General features: G+C 71.0%; 23 protein-coding genes. 13 read left to right on the forward strand and 10 right to left on the reverse strand.

All coding sequences use genetic code 11. The features are described 5' to 3' along the window. Positions 1–169 precede the first annotated feature (169 nt). The 4 genes from ACZ7PG_RS18260 to ACZ7PG_RS18275 all read left to right on the forward strand — a co-directional run bounded on the left by ACZ7PG_RS18260 (position 170) and on the right by ACZ7PG_RS18275 (position 3219). Entirely contained in the window at positions 170–715 is a 546-nt protein-coding gene (locus tag ACZ7PG_RS18260) for a PadR family transcriptional regulator (RefSeq protein ID WP_103353893.1), read from the forward strand. Positions 716–788: 73 nt separating this feature from the next. Continuing rightward, entirely contained in the window at positions 789–1877 is a 1089-nt protein-coding gene (locus tag ACZ7PG_RS18265; protein ID WP_470240198.1) for an inositol-3-phosphate synthase, read from the forward strand. A gap of 92 nt (positions 1878–1969) precedes the next feature. Continuing rightward, positions 1970–2500 carry an RNA polymerase sigma factor gene (locus ACZ7PG_RS18270; protein WP_470240199.1) on the forward strand — a complete coding sequence of 177 codons (531 nt, stop codon included), beginning with the start codon at positions 1970–1972 and terminating at the stop codon, positions 2498–2500. Continuing rightward, positions 2497–3219 carry a hypothetical protein gene (locus tag ACZ7PG_RS18275; RefSeq protein WP_470240200.1) on the forward strand — a complete coding sequence of 241 codons (723 nt, stop codon included), beginning with the start codon at positions 2497–2499 and terminating at the stop codon, positions 3217–3219. Before ACZ7PG_RS18270 ends, ACZ7PG_RS18275 begins: the two co-directional genes overlap by 4 nt. On the opposite strand, the gene ACZ7PG_RS18280 is transcribed toward ACZ7PG_RS18275, so the two are convergent. Next, the gene (locus ACZ7PG_RS18280) at positions 3182–3823 is read right to left on the reverse strand and encodes an HAD family hydrolase (protein WP_470240201.1); all 642 of its coding nucleotides are present in this window, start codon (positions 3821–3823) and stop codon (positions 3182–3184) included. The two genes, ACZ7PG_RS18275 and ACZ7PG_RS18280, sit on opposite strands and share 38 nt — an antisense overlap. A 66-nt stretch (positions 3824–3889) precedes the next feature. Here ACZ7PG_RS18280 and ACZ7PG_RS18285 point away from each other — a divergent pair, with 66 nt between their 5' ends. The 5 genes from ACZ7PG_RS18285 to ACZ7PG_RS18305 all read left to right on the forward strand — a co-directional run bounded on the left by ACZ7PG_RS18285 (position 3890) and on the right by ACZ7PG_RS18305 (position 10095). Then, positions 3890–4348, forward strand: a complete 459-nt coding sequence (locus ACZ7PG_RS18285; protein WP_470240202.1) for a MarR family winged helix-turn-helix transcriptional regulator — start codon at positions 3890–3892, stop codon at positions 4346–4348. Then, positions 4338–5555 carry an MFS transporter gene (locus ACZ7PG_RS18290; protein ID WP_470240203.1) on the forward strand — a complete coding sequence of 406 codons (1218 nt, stop codon included), beginning with the start codon at positions 4338–4340 and terminating at the stop codon, positions 5553–5555. Before ACZ7PG_RS18285 ends, ACZ7PG_RS18290 begins: the two co-directional genes overlap by 11 nt. Before the next feature lie 99 nt (positions 5556–5654). Continuing rightward, positions 5655–7721, forward strand: coding sequence for a PhoX family protein (locus ACZ7PG_RS18295; protein WP_470240204.1), 2067 nt, complete (start codon positions 5655–5657; stop codon positions 7719–7721). Positions 7722–7808: 87 nt separating this feature from the next. After that, complete coding sequence (locus ACZ7PG_RS18300) at positions 7809–9404, forward strand: DUF7850 domain-containing protein (protein WP_470240205.1); 1596 nt, start codon at positions 7809–7811, stop codon at positions 9402–9404. 13 nt (positions 9405–9417) lie between these two features. Next, complete coding sequence (locus ACZ7PG_RS18305; RefSeq protein ID WP_470240206.1) at positions 9418–10095, forward strand: SDR family oxidoreductase; 678 nt, start codon at positions 9418–9420, stop codon at positions 10093–10095. On the opposite strand, the gene ACZ7PG_RS18310 is transcribed toward ACZ7PG_RS18305, so the two are convergent. Genes ACZ7PG_RS18310 through ACZ7PG_RS18320 form a run of 3 tightly spaced genes read right to left on the reverse strand, consistent with a single transcriptional unit; the run spans position 10092 to position 13896 of the window. Next, on the reverse strand, positions 10092–11399 hold the full coding sequence (locus ACZ7PG_RS18310) for an amidohydrolase family protein (protein WP_470240207.1): 1308 nt from the start codon (positions 11397–11399) through the stop codon (positions 10092–10094). The genes ACZ7PG_RS18305 and ACZ7PG_RS18310 overlap by 4 nt on opposite strands. Positions 11400–11422: 23 nt before the next feature. Then, the gene (locus ACZ7PG_RS18315; RefSeq protein WP_470240208.1) at positions 11423–12073 is read right to left on the reverse strand and encodes a response regulator; all 651 of its coding nucleotides are present in this window, start codon (positions 12071–12073) and stop codon (positions 11423–11425) included. Further along, a complete protein-coding gene (locus ACZ7PG_RS18320) occupies positions 12070–13896 on the reverse strand; it encodes a sensor histidine kinase (RefSeq protein ID WP_470240209.1) in 1827 nt (608 codons plus the stop codon). Before ACZ7PG_RS18320 ends, ACZ7PG_RS18315 begins: the two co-directional genes overlap by 4 nt. 173 nt (positions 13897–14069) lie before the next feature. Here ACZ7PG_RS18320 and ACZ7PG_RS18325 point away from each other — a divergent pair, with 173 nt between their 5' ends. Then, positions 14070–14771 (forward strand): ABC transporter ATP-binding protein, encoded by a 702-nt coding sequence (locus ACZ7PG_RS18325; RefSeq protein WP_470240210.1) that lies wholly within the window; start codon positions 14070–14072, stop codon positions 14769–14771. Then, a complete protein-coding gene (locus tag ACZ7PG_RS18330) occupies positions 14768–17020 on the forward strand; it encodes an FtsX-like permease family protein (protein WP_470240211.1) in 2253 nt (750 codons plus the stop codon). The genes ACZ7PG_RS18325 and ACZ7PG_RS18330 overlap by 4 nt, the downstream gene beginning before the upstream one ends. A gap of 90 nt (positions 17021–17110) precedes the next feature. Here ACZ7PG_RS18330 and trmB read toward each other — a convergent pair whose 3' ends face one another. From trmB to ACZ7PG_RS18360, 6 genes are all read right to left on the reverse strand, one after another. Continuing rightward, positions 17111–17809, reverse strand: coding sequence for a tRNA (guanosine(46)-N7)-methyltransferase TrmB (gene trmB / locus ACZ7PG_RS18335; RefSeq protein ID WP_470240212.1), 699 nt, complete (start codon positions 17807–17809; stop codon positions 17111–17113). A 9-nt stretch (positions 17810–17818) separates the two neighbouring features. Beyond that, a complete protein-coding gene (locus ACZ7PG_RS18340) occupies positions 17819–18370 on the reverse strand; it encodes a hypothetical protein (RefSeq protein ID WP_470240792.1) in 552 nt (183 codons plus the stop codon). 178 nt (positions 18371–18548) lie between these two features. Next, positions 18549–19310, reverse strand: a complete 762-nt coding sequence (locus ACZ7PG_RS18345; protein WP_470240213.1) for a hypothetical protein — start codon at positions 19308–19310, stop codon at positions 18549–18551. Then, positions 19307–20239 carry an ABC transporter ATP-binding protein gene (locus ACZ7PG_RS18350; RefSeq protein ID WP_470240214.1) on the reverse strand — a complete coding sequence of 311 codons (933 nt, stop codon included), beginning with the start codon at positions 20237–20239 and terminating at the stop codon, positions 19307–19309. The genes ACZ7PG_RS18345 and ACZ7PG_RS18350 overlap by 4 nt, the downstream gene beginning before the upstream one ends. A 91-nt stretch (positions 20240–20330) precedes the next feature. Continuing rightward, positions 20331–21080, reverse strand: a complete 750-nt coding sequence (locus ACZ7PG_RS18355; RefSeq protein ID WP_470240215.1) for an ABC transporter permease — start codon at positions 21078–21080, stop codon at positions 20331–20333. Between the two features lie 17 nt (positions 21081–21097). Next, positions 21098–22036, reverse strand: a complete 939-nt coding sequence (locus tag ACZ7PG_RS18360) for an ABC transporter ATP-binding protein (protein ID WP_470240216.1) — start codon at positions 22034–22036, stop codon at positions 21098–21100. A gap of 197 nt (positions 22037–22233) precedes the next feature. On the opposite strand from ACZ7PG_RS18360, the gene ACZ7PG_RS18365 reads away from it, so the two are divergent. Together ACZ7PG_RS18365 and ACZ7PG_RS18370 are read left to right on the forward strand one after the other, a co-directional pair. Beyond that, positions 22234–22821, forward strand: coding sequence for a TetR/AcrR family transcriptional regulator (locus ACZ7PG_RS18365; RefSeq protein ID WP_470240217.1), 588 nt, complete (start codon positions 22234–22236; stop codon positions 22819–22821). Further along, the gene (locus tag ACZ7PG_RS18370; protein WP_470240218.1) at positions 22818–23729 is read left to right on the forward strand and encodes an SDR family NAD(P)-dependent oxidoreductase; all 912 of its coding nucleotides are present in this window, start codon (positions 22818–22820) and stop codon (positions 23727–23729) included. Before ACZ7PG_RS18365 ends, ACZ7PG_RS18370 begins: the two co-directional genes overlap by 4 nt.

The raw sequence follows: 23729 nt of genomic DNA on the forward strand, positions 1-23729 counted from the left end.
CGGACGTTCGATAACTCTCCGGTGAATTTCGCCCACTCCAGAGTGAGCAGGCTCGTTAGCTTCGCCACTTCGATGTATCGGCGCGATATAGTGGCTGAGTAGGTTGGATCGAGGCGATCGTTCGGAGCAACGCCCGTCGTCTCGGTTTGTTCCCGGAAGGGGGTGCGCTGTGCTGGAGTTCGCGATCCTCGGTCTTCTGCACGAAGCGCCCATGCACGGGTACGTGCTGCGCAAGCGGCTGCACGAGACGCTCGGCACGCTGCGGACGTTCTCGTACGGCTCGCTGTACCCGACCCTGCGGAAGCTGCTGCGGGCCGGGTACCTGGTCGAAGAGCTGGACGAGGCCGACGACCGGGCGTGGTCGCGGCGCGGGCGGCGGGTCTACAAGCTCACCGCGGAGGGCAAGGAGCGCTTCGGTGAGCTGCTCGGCGACGCCGGGCCGCAGACCTGGGACGACGAGGGATTCGGCGTCCACCTGGCCTTCTTCTCGCGAACCCCGGCCGACGTGCGGATGCGGATCCTCGAGGGCCGCCGCCGCCGCGTCGAAGAACGCCGTGAGGGTATGCGGGCGGCTCTGGCCAGGGCCGAGGAGAAGATCGATCGCTACACCCGCGAGCTGCACCGGCTGGGACTGGAGACCAGCGAGCGGGAGGTGCGCTGGCTCAACGAGCTGATCGCGCACGAACAGGCCGAACGGCAGGGTCCGGAGACCTGAGCCACTCGGCGCGGGCCGCAGCGTCGCGGCACCAGACCTACTGAACAGACACGGAATTGAAGGAGAAACCCCCATGGGCGAGAACCGCCGCGTTCGGGTGGCCATCGTGGGCGTCGGCAACTGCGCGGCGTCGCTGGTCCAGGGTGTCCAGTACTACCGCGACGCGGACCCCGCCACGCGGGTCCCGGGTCTGATGCACGTCGACTTCGGCGGCTACCACGTCCGCGACATCGAGTTCGTCGCCGCGTTCGACGTCGACGCCAAGAAGGTCAGCCGCGACCTGTCGGAGGCGATCTTCGCCTCCGAGAACAACACCATCAAGATCGCCGACGTGCCGCCGCTCGGCGTCACCGTCCAGCGCGGGCACACCCACGACGGGCTCGGCCGGTTCTACCGCGAGACGATCGAGGAGTCCGACGAGACCCCGGTCGACATGGTCGCCGCCCTGCGCGAGGCCAAGGCCGACGTGCTCGTGTCGTACCTGCCGGTGGGCTCCGAGGTGGCCGACAAGTACTACGCCCAGGCCGCGATCGACGCCGGCGTGGCGTTCGTCAACGCGCTGCCGGTGTTCATCGCCTCCGACCCGGAGTGGGCGAAGAAGTTCGAAGACGCGGGCGTCCCGATCGTCGGCGACGACATCAAGTCCCAGGTCGGCGCCACCATCACGCACCGCGTCCTGGCGAAGCTGTTCGAGGACCGCGGCGTCCAGCTCGACCGGACGATGCAGCTCAACGTGGGCGGGAACATGGACTTCCTGAACATGAAGGAGCTGGAGCGGCTCGAGTCGAAGAAGATCTCGAAGACCCAGTCCGTCACCTCGCAGGTCGACCGCGAGCTCGGCAAGGGCAACGTCCACATCGGACCGTCGGACTACGTGCAGTGGCTCGACGACCGCAAGTGGGCCTACGTCCGCCTCGAGGGCCGCGCCTTCGGCGACGTGCCGCTGAACCTGGAGTACAAGCTCGAGGTGTGGGACTCGCCGAACTCGGCGGGCATCATCATCGACGCCGTCCGCGCGGCGAAGATCGCCCTCGACCGCGGCATCGGCGGCCCGATCCTGTCGGCGTCGTCGTACTTCATGAAGTCGCCGCCGGAGCAGTACGACGACTCGACCGCGCGTGACGCCGTCGAGAAGTTCATCCGCGGCGAGATCGAGCGGTAGGAACTCATCGTCGAAGAAGGCCGTCACCGCTGGTGGCGGCCTTCTTCGCGTGGTGCACTAAACCGGTGGGGCGGGGTGCGCGTTGGCGGGGTGTGAGTGCGAGCGTGGGCGAGAGCGCGCCGGGGGACCTGGGCGCGCCGACGTTCCACGACCTGTTCCGGGAGTACTTCGCCCAGATGACACGGCTGGCGCACCTGCTCGGCGCGGACGACGCGGAGAACGTCGCGCAGGAGGCCTTCGTCAAGCTCCACCAGCGCTGGGACACGTTGACCGACCACACGCGCGTGGCGGGCTACCTCCGCACGACCGTGGTGAACATGTCCCGGTCGCGCACGCGGCACCTGCGGGTCGTCCGGCGCACGCCGCAGGATCGGCCGCTGGACGAGCTGTCGGCCGAGGTCAGGGCGGTGGCCAACTGGGAGCACGAGCAGCTGCGCGGGGTGCTGGGGAAGCTGTCCCGCCGTCAGCGTGAAGTGCTCGTACTGCGGTATTGGCTGGACCTGAGCACGGCGGGCATCGCGGAGACATTGGGGATCTCACCGGGCACGGTCAAGGCGACCACGCACCACGCGATGGAGAATCTGCGCAAGCACCTGGGGGACGAGCCGGGAGGTGAGCGATGACCGACCTCGAACGCAAGCTGGCCGAAGCACTGCGTGGACAGGCCGAGGAGGTCACGCCGAACCTCGACGCGGCCTGGGCCGAGCAGGTCCGGCGCCAGCGAAAGCCCCGCCGCCGCCGCGCGACGGTGTGGCTCGCCCCGCTGGCCGCGGTCCTGGTGGTGCTGACCAGCGTCTCGATCGCCACGCGGGTGAACACCGACCCCGCTCCGCTCCCCCCGGCGAACCCCGGGCAGGAGTTCGTGCTCGCGAAGCCGGAAGTGATCCCGCCGGCGACCTTGAGCGGCGGCGGCGAGCCGGTGACCCTCACCGACTTCGTCGGGCAGACGGACAACTGGACTTCCTACGCGGTCACCGCCTCCGACCCGACAGGCCGGAAGCTGTTCTGCGTCCAGGCGTTGCCCAAGGACGTGACCGGGGGTGCGAGCGGCTCGCAGTACGGCATCGAGTCGCCGTCGTGCGTCCCGATCTCGCGGGCCACCGTGCGCGCCGGGTACGTCGGCAAGACCGGCGGCCCGCTCCCGGCGGGACAGGCGGTCTACCTCGTCGACTCCGCGTTGCCGGGGCTGCGGCTGTTCGACGCGGCCGGCGACCTGAGCCAGGCCAGGGTGGTCGGCACGTTGGGGCCGGACCGGGTCTACCTCGCCGACGTGAAGCCGGATTCGCCGCCGAAGAGCTTCGCCGTCACGGCGTCCCAGGAAGCGCACCCGGCAAGTCGGTGATCTTCTCCACCACCGCCGTCGCCTGCTTCAGCACCTCCGGATCCGGCGGGAAGTGCGGGTTCGGCACCGCGTACACCGCCATCCCCGCCGCCAACGCCGACTTCAGCCCGTTCGTCGTGTCCTCCACCGCCGCGCACGCCGACGGCGTCACGCCCAGCAGCTCGGCCGCCCGCAGGTAGACGTCCGGCGCCGGCTTTCCCGCTCCGACCTGCTCGGACGACACCGCCGCGCCCACCGGCAACCCCGTCACGTCGAGGAACCCCTTGATCAGGATCACCGGCGACGAGCTCGCGATCGCCACCGGCCACCGCGCCGACACCTGCCGCACGACCTCCACCGCGCCCGGGATCAGCGGGGGCTCCTCGGCGTACCGGGCCGCCATGCGCTTGACCACCACCGTCGCGATCTCCGGTGGCGACAACCGCGCGCCCAGCTCCTCCACCAGGTAGCGAGCCCACTCCGGGGTGCTCATCCCCTGCTGCGCTCGCGTCGCCTCGGGAAGCCACGTGCCGCCGTGCTCGGCGACCACCGCGCGGCGCACCTCGTCCCAGATGCGCTCCGAGTCCACCAGTACGCCGTCGAGGTCGAAGATCACCGCTTCCATCCCCTGAGCGTAGCTTGTGAGCCGAGTTACTTAGCTACCCTTACTAATATTTGTTAGCATAGCTAAGTGACTTCCGCGATCGCCGATCTCGCCCACCGGCTGCGGCCGCTGGTCTTCCGGCTCTACCACCAGGTGCGCCGCCAGACCCCGCAGCTGACGCTGACCCTCACGCAGGGCTCGGTGCTGAGCGAGCTCGTCAACGGCGGGCCGCGGCGGATGAGTGCGCTGGCGGAGTTCGAGCGGGTCAAGCTGCCGTCGATGACCGACGTCGTCAACCGCCTCGAACGCCTCGGCCTCGCCACCCGCACGCCCGATCCCGCCGACCGGCGCGCGGTGCTCGTGGACGTCACCGACGAGGGTCGTCGCTTCTACGCCGAGATGGTCGCCGCCCGCGAGGAGTTCCTCCGCGAGCGGCTGATCGCGATGGACGACGCCGACCGCGCTGCGATCGAAGCCGCCCTGCCGGCTCTCGCCAAGTTGCTCGTTGACACCAAGAAGGAGGAACTGATCAGCGATGAGCGCTGAACACCACTCGAGCCTGCTGGACGCCGTCAAGGGCCAGCCCAAGCAGGTGTGGATCACCGCGTTCGCCGCGGTCATCGCCTTCATGGGGATCGGCCTGGTCGACCCGATCCTGCTGTCCATCGCCAAGGGCCTGGACGCGACGCCGTCGCAGGTCACGCTGCTCTTCTCGTCGTACCTCGGCGTCCAGGTCGTCGCGATGCTGGTCACCGGCGCGGCGAGCGCCAAGTTCGGGCCCAAGCGCACGGTCCTGGTGGGGCTGACGTTGATCGTCGCCGCCACCGCGCTGTGTTCGGCCGCCGGCTCGATCGAGCAGCTCGTCGGGCTGCGCGCGGTCTGGGGCCTCGGCAACGCGTTCTTCATCGCGACCGCGCTTTCGGTGATCGTCGGCGCCGCGACCGGCGGCCAGTCCGGCGCGATCCTGCTCTACGAGGCCGCCCTCGGCGTCGGCCTGTCGGTCGGCCCGCTGCTGGGTGCGCTGCTCGGCAGCATCTCGTGGCGCGGCCCGTTCCTCGGCACCGCGGTCCTGATGGCCGGCGCGCTCGTGCTGTGCGCCGTGTTCCTGAAGAGCGACAAGCACGAGAAGCGCGATCCGATCAAGCTCCTCGACCCGATCCGCGCGCTGAAGCACCGCGGTCTGCTGCGCACCTCCGTCGCGTCCGCGCTGTACACCGCCGCGTTCTTCGCGGTGCTGGCCTGGTCGCCGTTCGTCCTCGGCTGGAGCGCCATCGCCGTCGGGCTGATCTTCTGCGGCTGGGGCCTGTGCGTCGCGGTCGCCGGCGTCGCACTGGCGCCGAGGCTGGCCGCCAAGCTCGGTGAGCGGCACGCCGCCGCGGCCGCCGTCTTCGGGTACGCCGTGCTGATGCTGGTCCTGGCCGTGCCGAGCAAGCCGGTGCTGGTCGCCGGGATCATCGTCTCGGGGCTGGTGTCCGGGCTGCTGAACACGCTGTTCACCGGTACCGCGATGTCGATCAGCGACGCGCCGCGCCCGGTCGCCAGCGCGGGGTACAACTTCTGCCGCTGGCTCGGTGGCGCCGTCGCCGCGACGCTCGTCGGGCACGTCGCCGAGTGGTTCGGCTCGCCGCAGGCGCCGTTCGTCGCCTCGGCCGTGCTGTGCGTGATCGCCGGCGGGCTGCTCTCGCTGCGGGAGCGTCAGGCCGACCCGCACGCGGTGCCGAAGGAAGCGGCACTCGTCGGCGAAGAGTTCTGACAGCGCCCGTTCGGAGCAGCAGTACACCGGCCGTTCACCTGTATGTCGGGATTGGCTGGTTTGGGAGGCTTACGGTCGGTTCGTTCCCGAACTCCCACCATGGAGGCCTTCGTGCCCGACCTGCTCCCGCTGTTCCCCGCCCACCCCGGCGGCCGCTCGCCGATCACCTGTGAATACCGCTGCGGCAACGCCTGTGCCCACCCCGAGCCGAACGAGTCCGGGAACGAGTACTTCGGCGACGTCGTGAAGGACATCTCCCGCCGCGGGGCCTTCAAGGCCGGAGCCGTGATGGCCGCCGCGGCGGGCGGGTTCGCGGCGCTGTCCGGGACCGCGGCCGCCGCGCCGGCCGACCGGCCGCACCCGCGTCCGGTGCCCGGCACCGACTTCGACCCGGTCCCGCCGAACAAGCTCGACGCCGTCGTCGTCCCGGACGGCTACGCGCAGCGTGTCGTCATCCGCTGGGGTGACCCGGTCGTCGCGGGCGCGCCGAAGTTCGACTACACCAAGCAAACGGCGGCCGCGCAGGCGAAGCAGTTCGGCTACAACAACGACTTCGTCGGGCTCATCCCCCAGGACCCGCTCGGCTTGACCAACCTGCTCGTCGTGAACCACGAGTACACGACCGAGGTGCACCTGTTCCCGGCCGACCAGTACGACCCGGCGAACCCGACCGAGGAGCAGGTGAAGATCGCCTGGGCGGCGCACGGTCTTTCGGTGCTGCTGACCCGCCGCGACCCGATCCGCGGCGGCCTCGAGGTCGTCCCCAGCCGCTACGGCCGCCGGATCACGCTCGACACGGTCTTCGAGGTCCGCGGCCCGGCCGCCGGCTCGAAGTACCTGAAGACGTCGGCCGACCCGACCGGGCGCAAGGTCCGCGGCACGCAGAACAACTGCTCCGGCGGCGTGACGCCGTGGGGCACGGTGCTTTCCGGCGAGGAGAACATCCACCAGTACTTCGCGAACTCCGAGCAGGTCACCGACCCGGTCGAGGCCGCGCGGCTGAAGCGGTACGCGATCGGCACCGGTGCCAGCACCCGCAAGTGGGAGCGGTTCGACAAGCGCTGGGACGTCGCGCGGGAGCCGAACGAGCCGAACCGGTTCGGCTGGGTCGTCGAGATCGACCCGAACGACCCGACGTCGACGCCGATCAAGCACACCGCCCTCGGCCGGCTCAAGCACGAGGGCTCGAACATCAAGATCACCGCGGACGGCCGCGTCGCCGCCTACACCGGGGACGACGAGCGGTTCGAGTACATCTACAAGTTCGTCTCCAAGGGCAAGTACAAGCCGGGCAAGAGCGCGCACGCGCGTCGCCACAACTCGGCGCTGCTCGACGACGGCACGCTGTACGTCGCCCGCTTCACCGGCGACAGCCCCGGCGAGATCGACGGCACCGGCAAGCTCCCGGCCGACGGCGAGTTCGACGGCGCCGGCGAGTGGATCCCGCTGGCGAGCGGCAACAAGTCCTTTGTGGACGGATTCACCGCCGAGGAGGTCTACGTCTTCACGCGGCAGGCCGCCGACAAGGTCGCCGCCACGAAGATGGACCGGCCGGAGGACATCGAGCCGAACCCGGTCAACGGCCGGATCTACGCGGCGCTGACCAACAACAGCGACCGCGGCGCGGCGGGCAAGGCCGGCGTCGACGAGGTGAACCCGCGCGTGGCCAACCGGAACGGCCAGATCCTGGAGTGGGAGGAGCACCGCGGCGACGCGGCGTCGACGAAGTTCTCCTGGCGGCTGCTGCTCGTCTGCGGCGACCCGGCCGCGGCCGACACGTATTACGGCGGCTTCGACAAGACCAAGGTCAGCCCGATCTCGTGCCCGGACAACGTCACGTTCGACCGGCACGGCAACCTGTGGATCTCCACCGACGGCAACGCGCTCGGCTCGAACGACGGCCTGTTCTCGGTGCCGGTCACCGGGCCGGAACGTGGCCACGTCAAGCAGTTCCTCTCGGTGCCCGTCGGCGCCGAGACGTGCGGCCCGAACGTCACCGACCACGTGGTGCTCGTCGCGGTCCAGCACCCGGGCGAGAACGCGGCGAGCTCGGCGAACCCGACGTCGCACTGGCCCGACGGCGGCACCGCGCAGCCGCGGCCGTCGCTCGTCTCGGTGTGGAAGAAGGGGCGTTCCGGGCTGCCCGGCCGCATCGGCGAACGCTGACGCACCGGGCCCGCACCAGCCGAGGTTCACTCTTAAGTGGACGCTTCTCGGCCGGTGCGGGCCCGGGCGCCGCGTCATAGTCGAGGCATGATCCGTTCGGCGCGCGTGGTGGCAGTGACGGTCGTGGCGCTTTCGGGGACGGTCGTACCCGCGGCGACCGCGGACCCGGCGCCCGCGTGCGGCGGGATCGCGGCGAACCCGAGCGTCGAGGAGACCGCGCGCAACGGCGCCCCGGACGCCTACGTCTTCACCCCGGCCGCGCCGGTCCCGCCCGGCACTCCCGCCACGAAGGCGCCGAGGCTGCTCACCGAGCAGGCCTTCGCCGTCGACGGGCAGCGGTCGGCGGTGATCCAGACGCCCGACGGCAAGGCCAGCACCGCCTATTCGACCGAGAAGTTCGTGCCCGGCGGCGTGTACACGCTCAGCGTGTCGACCGGCTCCTACCTGCCGAGCGGCGGACCGGCGACGGGCCTGCGCTTCTTCGACGTCAACGGCGCCCAGGTCCAGGAGACCAAGCTGGTCGCGGACCACAACGCCGGCGACGGCACCCTGGCCAAGCAGGACTTCCCGGCGGCGACGGCCCCGGCGAAGGCGGCGACGGTGAAGTTCTTCGCCACGACGAGCGCCGAACGGCTGCGCTGGGACTGCGTCGGCCTGCAGCTCGCCGCGTACTCGGTGAAGAAGGAAGTGCAGAACCCGGCGACCGGCGCGTGGGGCCCGTTCGCGACGGTCACCGCCGGCGAGACCGCGCACTACCGCGTCACCGTGGCGAACGAAGGCACGCAGGACCTCACCGGGATCACCGTGCAGGACCCGTGGTGCAGCGGGAAGTTCGAGCCGTTCACGCTGGCCGGCGGCGCGAACAAGCAGCTGACCTGCGACCACCCGAACCTGACGGTCGCGGACACCGGGCACGTCAACACGGCGAAGGTCACCGGCGTGAAGTACGCGGGCGGCACGCTGGGCGACAAGACGGCGTCGGCGACGATCACCGTCCTGCCACCGCCGGCGATCGCGAAGATCGGCGACTTCGTGTGGAACGACCGCAACCGCGACGGGATCCAGGACCCGGACGAGCCGGGCGTCGCGGGCGTGAAGGTGACGCTGAAGGACGGCGCCGGCGGCACGGTCGGCACCGCGACCACCGACGACAAGGGCAAGTACGGCTTCGAGAAGCTGAAGGACGGCACCTACCAGGTGTGCTTCGCCGTCCCGGCGGACTTCACGGTGACCCGCAAGGACGCGGCGCCGGACGATCGGGACTCCGACGCGGACCCGGACGGCTGCACCGCACCGCGCACGCTGGGCGGCACGGCGCGCGAGGACTTCACGGTGGACCTCGGGCTGGCCCCGCCGACGAACCGGATCGGCGACTTCGCCTGGTCGGACACCAACGGCAACGGCCTGCAGGACGCCGGCGAGCCGGGCCTGGCCGGGGTGAAGGTGACGCTGAACAACGGCACGAGCGTGGTCACCGGCCCGGACGGCGCCTACGCCTTCACCGGCCTGGAAGACGGCAGCTACCAGGTGTGCTTCACGGCCGACGGCAAGCACCCGACCGGCAAGGACGCGGGCGACGACGCGAAGGACTCGGACGCGGACCCGGCGACGGGCTGCGCGGACCCGCGGCAGCTGGGCAAGGACAAGCGCGACGACCAGACGGTCGACGCGGGCTTCGCCTAGCTACGGTGGGGGCATGACGGATCTTCCCCTCGCCCTCGTCACCGGTGCTTCCCGCGGCATCGGCAAGGCGGTCGCCCACCAGCTGGCCCCGACCCACCGCGTTCTCCTCGGCGGCCGGGACGCGGCCGCCCTCGAGGCGCTGGCGAAGGAGCTTCCCGGCGCGAAGCCGTGGCCCGTCGAGCTGACCAACGCGGACTCGCTGGCCTCGGCGGTCGCGGACATCGCGTCGCTCGACGTCCTGGTCCACTCGGCCGGCGTTGCCCGTATCGGCCGCATCGAGGACGCGTCCGCCGAAGCCTGGCGGGACAACTTCGAGGTCAACACCCTGGCCGTGGTCGAGCTGACCCGCCTGCTGCTTCCGGCCCTGCGTGCGGCCCGCGGGCACGTCGTCGTGATCAACTCCGGCGCCGGCCGCAACGCGCGTCCGGGCTGGTCGCCGTACGCCGCCAGCAAGTTCGCCGTCCGAGCCTTCGCCGACGCGCTGCGCGAGGAGGAGCCCGAGATCCGCGTGACCTCGGTCTACCCCGGCCGCACGGACACGGAGATGCAGCAGGAGATCTTCAAGGGCGAGGGCCGAGATTACGACACATCGCACCTGCTGAAGGCGGACTCGGTGGCGACCGTGGTCACCACCGCGGTGTCCGCCACCCCGGACGCCCACCAGACGGAGGTCATCCTCCGCCCGCGCTAGACCCGCAGGCGGGCGGCGGTCTCGGCCACCCCGGCCTGGACCTTCGCCCGGTCCACCTTCAGCGACTCGCCGTCGGCGACGACCTGCTCGCCCGCGACCCACACGTCGCGGACCCGCCGCGAGCCGGCCGCCCAGACGAGGTTCGACAGCAGCTGGACGTCCGGGACGTCGATGCCGCACGCGAAGGCCGGGTCGTCGAGGTCGATGTGCACCAGGTCGGCCCACCGGCCCGGCTCCAGCGCCCCGATGTCGTCGCGGCCGAGTGCCGCCGCGCCGCCGCGGGTGGCCATCAGGAACGCGTCCGCGGCCTTCAGGACCGTCGAGTCGCCCGTTGCCAGGCGGGCGAACATCGCCGAGAGCTGCAGCTCTTCCCACAGGTCGATGTCGTCGTTGGACGCCGGCCCGTCGGTGCCGAGGCCGACCGCGACCCCCGCTGCACGCAAGTCCGCGACACGCGCGATGCCCGAGGCGAGCTTCGCGTTCGAACCCGGGCAGTGCGCCATCCCAACGCCGTGCGCCGCGAACAGCGCGATGTCGGTGTCTGACAGGTGGATCGCGTGCGCCGCGAGCACCCGGCCGTCGAGCATGCCGAGCTTCTGCAGCAAAGCGGGCACTGAGCCGTGCACCGAGCGAACCTCAGTGTCCTCCGCAGCCGCCTCGGCGACGTGGATCTGGATCAACGCGCCGCGCGAAGCTGCCGACTCGGCCGTCGCCCGGAGGCCCTCTTCCGACAGCATGTACGCCGAGTGCGGGCCGTAACCCAGCTCGATCCGGTCGCCCGGGCCGAAGCGGAGGCCGTCGGTGTCGATCCAGCGTTCGATCGCGGCCAGCTGGGCGCGCCAGTCGAGGCCGGGCAGCTCCATCACCGGCGGCGCGACCAGCACGCGCCCGCCCGTCGTGAGGACGGCGTCGACCAGCTGCTCGCCTTCGAAGTACATCTCGGCGCTGGTCGTGACGCCGTGGCGCAGCATCTCGACCGAGCCCAGCAGCATGCCGGTGCGGACGTCCTCCGGCCGCAGCTTCGCTTCGGCGGGCCAGATGATCTCGTTGAGCCAGGGCAGCAGCGGCAGGTCGCCGCCCATGCCGCGCAGCAGCGTCATCGGGCTGTGCGCGTGCGTGTTGACCAGGCCGGGGAGCAGGATGCCGGTCAGGGTGGTGACCGGTGCGGCGGACTCGGGGGCGGTGGCCGCCGGTCCGCAGTAGGAGATGCGCCCATCGGAGTCCACATCGACGACCGCGTCACGCAGGAGCGAACACGACGGGTCGGCGGGGAGAACGACAGGGGCGTGGAAACGGCGTTGCATCTCTGGATACTACGCACCCTCGATTACGACACGACTCCACTCCGCCACGCCCAGGCGGCGATTTCCACGCGGTTGCGGGCGCCGATCTTGCCCTGCACCGAAGCCAGGTGCGTCTTCACCGTGGACAGCGACAGGAACAGCTCCGACCCGATCTCCGTGTTCGTCAGCCCGCGCGCCGCCGCCTTGACGACGTCCATCTCCCGTGCGGTCAGCGGCTCCGAAGGCGGCGACGCCTTCGAGCGAGCCGGGCCGCCGTCGAAGTGCTTGAGCAGGCGGATGGTGATCTGGGGCGAGACCAGCGCGTCGCCGCGGTCGGCCGCGCGGACCGCTTCGATCAGCAGTGCCGGGCCCGCGTCCTTCAGCAGGAAGCCGTGGGCGCCGTTGCGCAACGCCGTGTGGACGTACTCGTCCAGGTCGAACGTCGTTACCACGACGACCTTCAGCGGGTCGCTCACGTCCGGGCCGGCCAGCTGCCGGGTGACCTCGAGCCCGTCGAGGCCGGGCATGCGGATGTCGAGCAGGCAGACGTCCGGGCGCAGCTCGCGGGCCTTCGCCACCGCCGAGACGCCGTCCGGGACGTCGGCGACGACCTCGATGTCGTCCTGCGCGTCCAGGATCATGCGGAAGCCCATCCGCACCATCTCCTGGTCGTCGGCGATCAGTACCCGGATCACTCGTCCCCTTCCCCGGCGGCCAGCGGCAGCCACGCTTCGACCCGCCAGCCACCGTCCGGGCCGCGCCCGGCCGACAGCCGTCCTTTGAGCAGTGCGACGCGCTCGCGCATCCCGACCAGACCGTAGCCGCCCGACCCGCCGGCGGGCCGTCGCGTCGTCTCGTGGCCGTTGTCCGTCACCCGCAGGTGGAGCTCGGAGCCGCCCGCAGACGCACTCCCTCCCGCGGAGGCGGCATTGGACACGACTTCGGCCAGGACGAACGTGTCCGTCGCGTCCGAGGCGTGCTTGCCGACGTTCGTCAGCGACTCCTGGACCAGCCGCAGCGCCGAGCGGCCGACCTCGTGCGGCAGGTCCGGCGGCAGGTCGAGGTGCATCGACGTCGGCACGCCGTGGTTGGCGGTCTCGACCAGCTTCCGTAGGTCGGCGCCGAGGTCCGTGGTGGCCTGCTCGCTGAACTCGGTCGACCCGGACGGCGCGTCGCCGCGCATCGAGCGGACCAGCCGCCGCATCGCCGCGAGCGCCTCGACCCCGGCGTTCTCGATCCGGCCCATCGCCTCGACCGCGATCTGCGGGTTCTTCTCGGCCATCATCCGCGCGGCCTGCGCCTGCACGACGATGCCGGTGACGTGGTGGGCGACGACGTCGTGCAGCTCGCGGGCCAGCGCCATCCGCTCGGCGGTCTGCGCGTCGGCCACCGCCGACTGGACGACCGTGGTGCGCTCGGAGTCCCGCGACCGCAGCATCAGGCCGACGGCGATCGAGATGCCGAGCAGCAACGCCGCGGCGAAGGCCAGGATCGACAGCGTCTGGGGGTCGCTCTGCAGGCCGCGGGGCTGGTTCGAGTTGAGGATCGCGCCGAGCGCGACGACGGCCGCGAGCAGGCCGATCCGCGGCCACGCCTGGTTCAGCCCGCGGGCGCGGGTCAGGTTGACCACCACGCCCATCCCGGCGATGACCTGCACGAACGGCACGCCACCCGGCATCGGGTAGTCGTAGCGCAGGTGCAGGAACGGCGTGACGACCGCGGAGAGCAGCAGCATCCCGGTGATGCCGAGGAGCGCGTCCGCCGGCCGCCGCGGGGACAGCACCGCGATGACGGCCGCGACCAGCGAGCAGAACAGGATCGGGAACCCGCGGGCGTTGCTCGAATACGTGTAGCCGAACTCGAACAGCAGCGCGAACCCGAGCAGGCCGACCAACGGCCACTGCCCCATGGCCAGCTCGTTCGCCCGCTGCAGCTTCCGCTTCCGCGGATCACGCTTCGGGCCGCGGTCCCGGGCCGCGATGGCGGGCACCGCCGCGCCGGCGAGCAGCAGCAAGCCGAACAGCAGCCCCTGGGACGCCGTGCCGCCGTCGATTTCGCCGACGCCCCGGTACCGGCCGAAGACGGCGACGAGCCCCCCGGCGACCAGGACGCTGACCACGCAGAACGCCACGCCCGCCCGGGCCCGGCGGGTCACGTAGTAGACCATCAGGACCCCGGCCACGACCTCGGTGATGGTCACCTTCGGCAGCACGCTGGAGTACGGCGGGACGTGGAACGCGTGGATGAAGAGGGTGGAGAACACCAGCACCCCGGCGCCGGTCACGCCGGCGACGGCCGCGCGCTTCTGGGCCCACACCGCGCACGCCGTCATCGCGAAGATGCCGGGGAGCAGCCCGAAGTCGACGAACTTCGGGCCGTTGTCGTCGAGGGCCGCCTGGGTCGTGAAGACGACGTCGAAGAGCAGGGCGGCGTACAGGACGGCCGAGGGCACGCCGATGCGCCGCACCAGAGCGGCGGTGCGTGCGTAAAGCGTGTTCGGCGGGGGCGCGGCGGTCACAACGTGACGTTAGAGGATCCGCCCGCGTTCGCACCTTGGCCGAGTGGCCCGCACTTCCTCGGCCGATCGGCCGATGCGGCACCCCGCGTGACTGGCCGTCTGCCCGAAGTGGACACCCCCCGATCTCCGCGAAGCTCATCGGCATCAAGATCCGAACCGACAGGGAGAACCTCGTGGACCCGAACACTCCACAGTGGACGAATGGGCCGGTGCTGTCCGGCCGTGGGCTGGTGAAGCGCTACGGCGCGCAGTACGCCCTGGCCGGCATCGACATCGACATCCAGCCGGGGGACGCCGTCGCGATCGTCGGTCCGTCCGGTTCCGGCAAGACGTCGCTGCTGCACGTGCTGGCCGGGATCCTCCGGGCCGACGACGGGCAGATCTTCCTGGCCGGGCAGCGGATCGACCACCTCGGCGAGAAGAAGCGCAGCGAGCTGCGCCGCACCGAGTTCGGCTTCGTCTTCCAGTCGGGGATGCTGGTCGCGGAGCTGTCGGCCGAAGAGAACGTCGCGCTGCCTTCGCTGCTGGCCGGGCTCGGCCGCAAGGAGGCCATCGACGCCGGCCGCGTCTGGCTTTCGCGCCTCGGCCTGGCCGGCAAGGAGCGCCGCCGCCCCGGTGAGCTGTCCGGCGGCGAGGCGCAGCGCGTCGCGATCGCCCGGGCGCTGACCCACCGGCCGAAGGTGATCTTCGCCGACGAGCCGACCGGCGCGCTCGACACGCGCACCGGCCGCGACACGATGGACGCCCTGCTCGGCGCCGCCCACGAGACGGGTGCCGCGGTGCTCGTGGTGACCCACGACCGCGAGCTGGCCGAGTCGATGCCGAAGACCGTCGCGATCCGCGACGGCCTGATCGCGACGAGGCAGGCGGCGTGAACTCGCTCCAGATCGCCCTGCGAGTGCTGAAGGTCGACCGGCGGACCCGGACGTCGGCGATCCTCACCGCGATCGGGGTGGCCGTCGCGACCGGGCTGGTGCTGCTGCTGGCGACGCTGCCGTTCGCCACGCAGCACCGCGAGCAGCGTGCCCTCTGGCAGGGCGAACACTTCTACAGCGGCCTCGCGGGCGACGCCCCGGCCAAGATCCTCTACAGCTCGTCGAAGGACTACTTCGACGGGAAGGAGATCATCCGCGTCGACGTCGCGCTGACCGGCGGCGCCACGCCCGGGTCGGTCCCGCTGCCGGCGGGGGTGCCGCAGCTGCCGGGACCCGGCGAGACCGTGGTTTCGCCCGCGCTCGGCCGGCTGCTGCAGGCCAACCCGGCCGACCGGCTCGGCGACCGGTTCGGCAAGCCTGTCGGCGCGCTCGGCGAAGACGGCCTCCGCTACCCGGAGCAGCTCGTCGCGCTCGTCGGGCACACGCCGGACGCGATGCCGGTGCACGCCGACCCGATCGCGGGCTTCCCCGCCGGGAAGGCGAGCGCGGACGGCCTGCTCATGCTGCTGTCCTGGGTCGGCATCATCGTGCTGCTGGTGCCGAGCCTGGTGCTGGTCGCGTCGTCGGCGCGGCTGACCGCGGCCCGGCGGGAGCGACGGCTGGCCGCGATCCGGCTGGCCGGGGCGACGCCGGGGCAGGTCACGAACATGGTGGCCGCCGAGACGACGTTGTCCGCGGGCATCGGCGCGGTGCTCGGCTTGCTGATCAGCCCGGCGCTGCACGGTCTCGCGTCGTTCGTGCCGTGGGCCGGTGGTACCTGGCTCGCGTCCGACTTCGCGCTGCCGGTCGGCTTGACGGTGTTCATCGCCGTGGCCATCCCGGTGCTCGTGGTCCTGGCCGGCATCCTCGGCCTGCGCCGCGTGCTCAAGAACCCGCTCTTCGCGACCGGTGGCCACACGAAGAAGCCGTTGCACTGGTGGCGGCTGCTGGCGCTGCCCGCGGCCGGGCTGTTCTTCCTCGTCGCGGTGACGACGGCGAAGGACTCCGGCGGCATCACGATGGTCATGGCGGGACTGTTCCTGCTGGTCGGCTCGGCCGCGATCGTCGGGCCGTGGGTGACGTCGGCGGTGGGCGGCACGTTCGTCCGCATCTGGCGCCGGCCGTCCTCACTGCTCGCCGGGCGCCGCCTGCGTGACGACCCGAAGAGCGCCTACCGGGCGTCCGCCGGGATCGTGCTCGCGGTGTTCGCCGGATCGATGGCGCTGACGCTGCTGCCGACGTTCGAGTCGATGGCCGGCGGCGGGCGGTCGTTCCAGGACTCCGTGGTCTACGTCGACACCAACGCCGAGCACGCGGGCAAGATCGTCGACCAGGCCAACGCCTCCCTGGCGAAGTACGGCCAGTCCGAACGGGCGGTCGCCGTCGGCGAGATCTACCTCGCCAAGGGCGACGGCGGGAACCGCACGGTCCAGCGCGGCCTGGTCATGAGCTGCGCGGACGCGGTCAAGCTGACGCGGTTCGGGATCAAGCCGGAGATGTGCGCCGGCGGGCCTGCGATCTACAGCGACACTGCCCTCGACCTGGCGCAGTACAAGCTCACCACCGAGTACGACGCGCCGGGCGCGGCACCGATGTCGGGTACGCGGGTGGAGGCCGTCCACTACGGCGACTCCGACCTCTCGGGTTCGCTCATCGTCGACCCGGCCGCGCTGCCCGCGAGCGTCACGCCGAAGTACGTCACCGTGGTCGCGCCGACCACCGACGCGAACCGCGAGACCGTCCGGACGGCGCTGGCCGGCCCGGCCGCCGGCGAGGAGATCGGCAGCCGTGACCAGTACCTGTTCAACCAGCAGACCGAGCTCGGCGACCTGCGCCGCGTCACGGTGATCGGGCTGGTCGCGGCGGGAATCCTGGCCGGGTGCAGTGCCGCGGTCGCGACCGCGGGATCGGTGATGGACCGCCGCCGGACGTTCGGGGCGCTGATGGCCGCCGGCACGCCGGTGCGGGTGCTGGCGAGGGCGTTGCGGATGGAGGCCGCGCTGCCCGCGCTGGTCGCCACCATCGGCGCGGGAATCGTCGGGGTGCTCGTCGGTGTTGGGTTGTTCAGCATGGTCGACGAGCGGGGCATCGTGCTCAGCCCGTGGATCTTGGCGCCGGTGGTGCTCGGGGTCGGGGTGGCCCTGCTCGGCGCGTCGGTCTGCACGCCCGCCCTCAAGCGGGTGCAGGCGGAACCGCTGGCCGACGAATAGGACGTTCGCCCCTCTGTCGGGGGAGGGGCGAGCACCGGGGGTAAGAGGGAGGTCGTGAGTGAGAAACAGTGTTCTAACACTGTTTCTCACTCACGACCGCTTTTCGAAGATGAGGTCGTGCGAGACGCGGCCTTCGACGTCCGCGCGCTGCTCGAACTTCGTCACCGGCCGCCAGTCCGGCCGCGGCGCCCAGCCGTCGTACCGGTTCTTCAACGCCGGCTCCGCGGAACAGACCTCGAGCATCTGCTCGGCGTAGTTCTCCCAGTCGGTCGCCATGTGGAACGTGCCGCCGGGCGCGAGCCGCGACGCCACGAGCGCCGCGAACGACGGCGAGACGATCCGCCGCTTGTGGTGCTTCTTCTTCGGCCACGGGTCCGGGAAGAACAGCCGGACGCCGTGCAGCGACCCCGGCTCGACGTGCTCGGTCAGCAGGACGACGGCGTCGCCGTGCAGCAGCCGCAGGTTCTCGACGCCCAGTTTTTCGGCGCGCAGCATCAGCTGCCCGAGGCCGGGGTCGTAGACCTCGACCGCGACGTAGTTCAGCTCCGGCGCCGCGGCGGCCAGCTGCGACGTCGTCTCGCCCATGCCGGAGCCGATCTCGACCAGCACCGGCGCCTCACGGCCGAACCACGCGGCGAAGTCCAGCTTCCCGTCGGGCAGCTCGCCGACGGTGCGGCCCACTTCCGGCCACAGCTCGTCCCACGCGCGTTGCTGCCCGACGGTCATCCGGCCGCCGCGCTTGACGAAGCTGACGACGCTGCGCAGCCGGGGCTGGTCTTCGTTCTCCACTCACCGAGGTTAACGAACGGCTTCGAGCTCCCCGAGACGAGACCGCAGGCCGGCCAGCCCGGCGATCGGGATCGGGTCCGGCGTCGCCCCGCTGTGGGCGGGCAGGACGTCGATCCAGCCGGGGTGGCGGTCGGTGTTCATCACCGTCGTGGGAATCGCGTGTCCCGATTTTCCCCGCTCGGACGGCATGAACTCCCAGTAGCCGGATTCGCCGTCCGCTGCCCACGGGACGAATTCCCAGCCCGGTCGCCTGCCGAGCAGTTGCGCGATGCGGTCCTCGACGCGGAAACCCTGTTCCCGCGAATCGAGGGTGCCGTCGGCCACCGCCCGCAGCCACCACGGCGCGGGGATCTGCCCCGCCATCCCGGCCGAAGCGCGGAACAGGGCCAGGACACGGTCTTCGGGCGCGCGGTGCACCCACGCCCGGCGGAGTTCGGCGGGCGTCGTCGCCGCCATGGCGGCCTGCGGGAGGTCGATCGCCCGCGACCATTCGAGGTCCAGCATGGGTTCGAGCCGGGGCGCGTCGTCTTCGACGCGAGCTCGGGGAATGGTGCCACCCAATTCTTGCCCGGTGTCCACCGTCAAGATTCACCTCCAGAGGGGAGTTCAGACGGTTCCGGTGCGCTCTCTTACGAATATTGCCTGGTCATAGCATTATGTCCGGTGCCTGTGAGAGAAGCCACAGGCTCTTCATCTTCTCTTAACGCAGTTTTTTGCAGTAATGAGATGACGGTCACGCTCAGGCGTCGCGCCTCGCCGTGACGAGCACCCCGGCCACGAAGAGTGCAACGCAGATCGCCGCGAAGTAACCGAGGTAGCCCCACGGGCCGAGCGGAGCCGCCGGCAGCTGCAGCGCACCCGCGCCGAACCCGCCGGCGCCGACGAACTGGTCGGCCGCGTGGAACGGCATCCACTGGTAGAGGTGCTTGCCGATGCCGGGGATGAAGAGCACCACGGCTTCGAGCACCTGCGTCCAGACGAGCACCGCGGTCAGGGCGAAGGCGATGCTGCGCAGCAGGAGGGCGACGCCGACGCCGGCCACCGCCGCGAGCAGGAAGACCAGGCTCTGCCCGAGCACCGAGCGCCACTCCGCACCCGAGTGCAGCGCGAGGTCCGCGTCCGGGTTCACCAGCGTCGCCAGGCCCCACGAGCCGAAGCCGACGAGCAGCCCGAGCCCGGCGCCGACCGCGCTGATGACCGCGACCTTCGCCAGCAGCGCGGGCACCCGGCTCGGCACGGCCTGGAACGTCAGCCGCATCGTGCCCCAGTTGAACTCCGCCGCCGTCGCGAGGATCGCGAGGACGACCAGCACGGTCCGGCCGTTGCCGCTGGCGAGCTGGGTGTTGCCGACGGTCGGCGGGATCTCCGGCCCGGCCAGCGCGAAGAACAGCGCGGTGAAGCCGAGCGGCGCGGCGAGCGCCAGTGCCAGGCACCACCACGGCGCCCGGGTGCTGAAGAGCTTGATGCGCTCGGCGCGCAGCAGGTTGGCGGCCGTGGTCATCGGGTGACCTCCGAAGCAGACGCAGCAGGCGAGGCGGGCATGGCGAACTCGACGGCTTCGCGGGTGAGGTCGAGGTAGGCCTGCTCGAGCGAGCCGGTGATCGGGCTCAGCTCGTGCAGCGTCGCGCCGGCGTCGAAGGCGAGCTGCCCGATCCGGTCACTGTCCATTCCGGACACCACGAAGGCGCCGTCGGCCTCGGTGAACTCCGCCTGCCCGGTCAGCGCGGCCCGCAGCTCGTCGGCGTGCGGGGTGCGCACCCGGACGCCGTGTTCACTCGTCTGCGCGACGAAGTCGTCCATCGTGCCCTGGTAGATCAGCCGGCCCCGGCCGATCACGACCAGGTCCTGCGCGGTCTGCGCCATCTCGGGCAGCAGGTGGCTGGAGACGAACACGGTGCGGCCGTCGGCGGCCAGCGCGTGCAGCAGCTGCCGGATCCAGGCCATGCCCTCGGGGTCGAGGCCGTTCACCGGCTCGTCGAACAGGAGCACGCGCGGGTCGCCGAGCAGCGTGGTGGCGATCCCGAGCCGCTGCAGCATGCCGAGCGAGTACTGCCCGGCGCGGCGCCCGGCGGCGCTCGTCAGCCCGACCAGCGCGAGCACCTCGTCGACGCGCTTCTCGGGGATGCCGTTGGTCGCGGCCAGCCAGCGGAGGTGGTCACGTCCGCTGCGGCCGGGGTGGCGCCAGGTGGCGTCCAGCATCGCGCCGACCGTCCTGAGTGGATCTTCCAGCCGCCGGTACGGGACGCCGTCGATGAGCGCCGTGCCCGCGTCGGGCGTGTCGAGACCGAGGACCAGCCGCATGGTCGTGGACTTGCCGGCGCCGTTCGGGCCGAGGAAGCCGGTGACGCGCCCCGACCGCGCGGTGAACGTCAGCTCGTTGACCGCGGTGGTGTCCCCGTACCGCTTGGTCAGTGCGTTCGCTTCGATCACCGGTCGAGCCTATCGGGAAACGGGAGTCCGGGTCGCCCCCCGACAGCGCGACCCGGACTCCCGTTCTTTCCCCTATTTCCCCTGTTTCCCCTCAGGCGTCCCGCTTCTTCGCAACCCCGAGTGCGACGAGCAGGAACACGATCGCGATGCCGGCGAAGTACGCCAGCGCCCAGCCCGGGCTCAGCGGCGAGTCCGACGGCGGGGGGCCGTCGACGACCGCCGAGCCGCGCAAGAACTTGTTCGCCACGTTGAACGGCAGCCACTCGTGGATGGTGTGCCCGATCTTCGGAATCAGCTGCACCAGCTCCTCTACGGCCAAGTAGTAGATGAGCAGCAGTGCGATGGCTCCGGCGCTGTGCCGGATGAGGATCCCGAGCGCCACGGCGAGCACGGCGCTGATGGCGAACACCGGGCCGAGGCCGGCGACGTTCATCCAGTCCTGCGACGTGTGCAGGCCGAGGCCGTCGTTCGGCCGCATGAGCATGCCGAGACCGAGGGCGCCGAAGGCGGCGATCTCGCCGATCACCAGCCCGACCAGCGCGACGACGACCGCCTTGGCGATCAGCGCCGGCGAGCGGTGCGGCACCGCCTGGAACGTGGTGCGGATGGTGTTGAAGCGGTATTCGGTGGTCACCGCGAGCGCGGCGAGCACCATCACGACCGCGATGCCGAACTGGGTGCCGCCGAACAGCGTGGCGGACGTCGTGAGCTGGGAGTCGGCCGACGTCGCGCCGGCGATGATGGCCGAGAAGCCGATGGCCAGGACCAGGGTGATGAGCGCGCACCACCACGGCGAGCGGGTGCTGAACAGCTTGATGCGTTCGACCGCGAGTAGGTTCATGATCTTGGTTTCCCCGTTTACTTGGCTGACTCGAGCACGTGCTGCGCCTCGGCGTCGAGACCGGTGTGGTACTCGACGGAGTCGCCCGTGATCTGCATGAAGGCCTGCTCGAGCGAGCCGGTCTGCGGGCTCAGCTCGTGCAGCACGATCCGGTTGGACGCGGCGATCTCCCCGATCTTGTCGCTGTCCATCCCGGACACCACGAGCGCGTTCCCCTCTTCGGCGACCCCGGCGCTCGCCCGGTGCAGGACCTCGCGCAGCTCGGCGAGCTGCGGCGAGCGCACCTTGACGGTGTTCTCCGCGGCGCGGGAGACGAAGTCCTCGGTGGAGGACTGCGAGATCAGCTGCCCGCGGCCGATCACCACGAGGTTGCTCGCGGTCAGCGCCATCTCGGAAAGCAGGTGGCTCGACACGAAGACGGTCCGGCCTTCTTCGGCCAGCCGGTGCATGAACTTCCGGATCCAGAGGATGCCTTCGGGGTCCAGGCCGTTCACCGGCTCGTCGAACAACAGCACCTCGGGGTCGCCGAGCAGGGCGGCCGCGATGCCGAGCCGCTGCGACATGCCGAGCGAGAACCCGCCGGCGCGCTTGCCCGCGACGCTGGTGAGACCGACCGTGTCGAGCACCTCGTCGACGCGGGCGTCCGGGATGCGGTTGGACTTCGCCATCCACTGCAGGTGGGCGCGCGCCGAGCGGTTGGGGTGCACCCACTTCGCGTCGAGCAGCGCGCCGACGGTGCGCAGCGGTTCCTTGAGATCGTGGTACTTCTTGCCCCCGATGGTGACCTGACCGCCCGTGGGGTTGTCCAGGCCCAGGATCATCCGCATGGTGGTGGACTTGCCCGCCCCGTTCGGGCCGAGGAAGCCGGTGACCTGACCCGCGGCCACGGAGAACGACAGGTTGTTCACCGCCAGTGTCTTTCCGTACCGCTTGGTGAGGCCGGTTGCCTCGATCATGACTGCTCCTCTTCCGCCCCTCGCTTACGACGCGTTCATCGTCGCGGGTCGGAGCCGGTTCGCGCGTCACCCTGGAGACCGAACCGGGCCCCCTACCTGAGTAGTACCTTGCTGGCTCTTCGGCCGATGCGCGATCCGTGATGACCCTGAGACGACCCTGATTCGACGGCATTAATGAACTGTGGTTCAATAACTGGGTGGCCCGGCCGAGAAGCATCACCGACGAGCGCTTGCTGGGTGCGGCGGAGACCGTGATCGGCCGCTGCGGCCCCGGTTTCACGCTCGCACAGGTCGCTTCGGAGGCCGGGGTTTCGGTCGGCACGGTCGCGCAGCGGTTCGGCTCGAAGAGCGGCCTGCTGCAGGCGGTCAGCCGGCGCAACACCCAGCGGGCGGTCGAGCTGATGCGCGAGCGCGCCGAGCGGGCGGACGACCCGGTCGACGGCCTGCGTGCCGCCGCGGTGTCGGTCTACGAGGTGCTGGGTGACGCCGAAGAAGCGGCGAACCACCTGGGCCAGCTCGGCGTGGACATCGGCGACCCGGTGCTGCGGTCGCTGCTGGGCGAGCACTTCACGGCGGTCGAAGAAGAGCTGCGGCGGCTGGTGCGGGCGGCGGCCTCGTCGTTGCCGCACGCGCCGAGCGTGCCGCGCGCGGCACGGGTCGTGCTGGACGTGATCAACGGGGTGTCGATCGACTGGTCGATCCGGCCGCACGGGCGGCTGGCCGACCGGCTGGCGGAGGACGTCGACGCGGTGCTGTCCGCGTGGCGGGGACGGGAGGACGCATGAGTTTGCAGGGCAAGGTAGCCGTGGTCACCGGAGCGACCCGGGGCTGTGGGCGGGCGATCGCGGTGGAGCTGGGCCGCGCGGGCGCGACGGTGTACGTCACCGGCCGCACGACGCGCGAAACGGCGTCACCGCTGAAGCGTCCGGAAACGATCGAAGAGACGGGTGAACTCGTCGAGGCGGCCGGCGGCAAGGCCGTCGTCGTCCGCTGCGACTTCACGTCGGTGTCCGATGTGGACGCCTTGAAGGCGCGCATCGAGTCCGAAGTGGACGGAATCGACATCCTGGTCGACGACGTCTGGGGCGGCGACATGTTCTTCCACTTCGACGCGCCGTTCTGGGAGACGCCGCTCGAAGACGCGCTGAACCTGACGCACAACGCGCTCGACACCCACCTCATCGCGCTGCACAAGCTGCTGCCGCTGGTGGTCGCCCGCCGCGGGCTGGTGCTCGAGGTGACCGACGGCGACAACGACGACTACGTCGGCGCGGGTCTCCCCTACTACCTGGCGAAATGCGGCATCCGCGCGCTCGGCCGGGCGCTGGGCGTCGAGCTGAAGAAGAACGACTGCGTCGGGCTCGCCGTCACGCCGGGCTTCCTGCGGTCGGAGTCGATGCTCGACGTCTTCGAGGTCACCGAGGACAACTGGCGTGACGCCGTCGGCAAGATCGCGCCGGTCGACTTCAAGATCTCCGAGACGCCGTACCTGCTCGCGCGCGGCGTCGCGGCCCTGGCGCAGGACCCGGACGTCGCGCGCTTCGCCGGTCAGACGCTGGCGTCGTGGACGCTGATGAAGGAGTACGGCTACACGGACGTCGACGGCGACCGGCCGGACTTCGGCCGCTGGCTCACCGAGGTCCGCCACGCGGGCAAGGACCCGGTGACCACCCCGCCGGACGACTTCCGCTGA

It is taken from the genome of Amycolatopsis sp. NPDC114504, from assembly GCF_055633595.1.

Coding starts and splice junctions, on each gene's coding strand:
- ACZ7PG_RS18280 (WP_470240201.1), bottom strand. CDS start 3,823: ATGGAAGCGGTGATCTTCGACCTCGACGGCGTACTGGTGGACTCGGAG.
- ACZ7PG_RS18300 (WP_470240205.1), top strand. CDS start 7,809: ATGATCCGTTCGGCGCGCGTGGTGGCAGTGACGGTCGTGGCGCTTTCG.
- ACZ7PG_RS18345 (WP_470240213.1), bottom strand. CDS start 19,310: ATGACCACGGCCGCCAACCTGCTGCGCGCCGAGCGCATCAAGCTCTTC.
- ACZ7PG_RS18370 (WP_470240218.1), top strand. CDS start 22,818: ATGAGTTTGCAGGGCAAGGTAGCCGTGGTCACCGGAGCGACCCGGGGC.
- ACZ7PG_RS18305 (WP_470240206.1), top strand. CDS start 9,418: ATGACGGATCTTCCCCTCGCCCTCGTCACCGGTGCTTCCCGCGGCATC.
- ACZ7PG_RS18355 (WP_470240215.1), bottom strand. CDS start 21,080: ATGAACCTACTCGCGGTCGAACGCATCAAGCTGTTCAGCACCCGCTCG.
- ACZ7PG_RS18290 (WP_470240203.1), top strand. CDS start 4,338: ATGAGCGCTGAACACCACTCGAGCCTGCTGGACGCCGTCAAGGGCCAG.
- ACZ7PG_RS18295 (WP_470240204.1), top strand. CDS start 5,655: ATGGAGGCCTTCGTGCCCGACCTGCTCCCGCTGTTCCCCGCCCACCCC.
- ACZ7PG_RS18275 (WP_470240200.1), top strand. CDS start 2,497: ATGACCGACCTCGAACGCAAGCTGGCCGAAGCACTGCGTGGACAGGCC.
- ACZ7PG_RS18310 (WP_470240207.1), bottom strand. CDS start 11,399: ATGCAACGCCGTTTCCACGCCCCTGTCGTTCTCCCCGCCGACCCGTCG.
- ACZ7PG_RS18360 (WP_470240216.1), bottom strand. CDS start 22,036: ATGATCGAGGCAACCGGCCTCACCAAGCGGTACGGAAAGACACTGGCG.
- ACZ7PG_RS18265 (WP_470240198.1), top strand. CDS start 789: ATGGGCGAGAACCGCCGCGTTCGGGTGGCCATCGTGGGCGTCGGCAAC.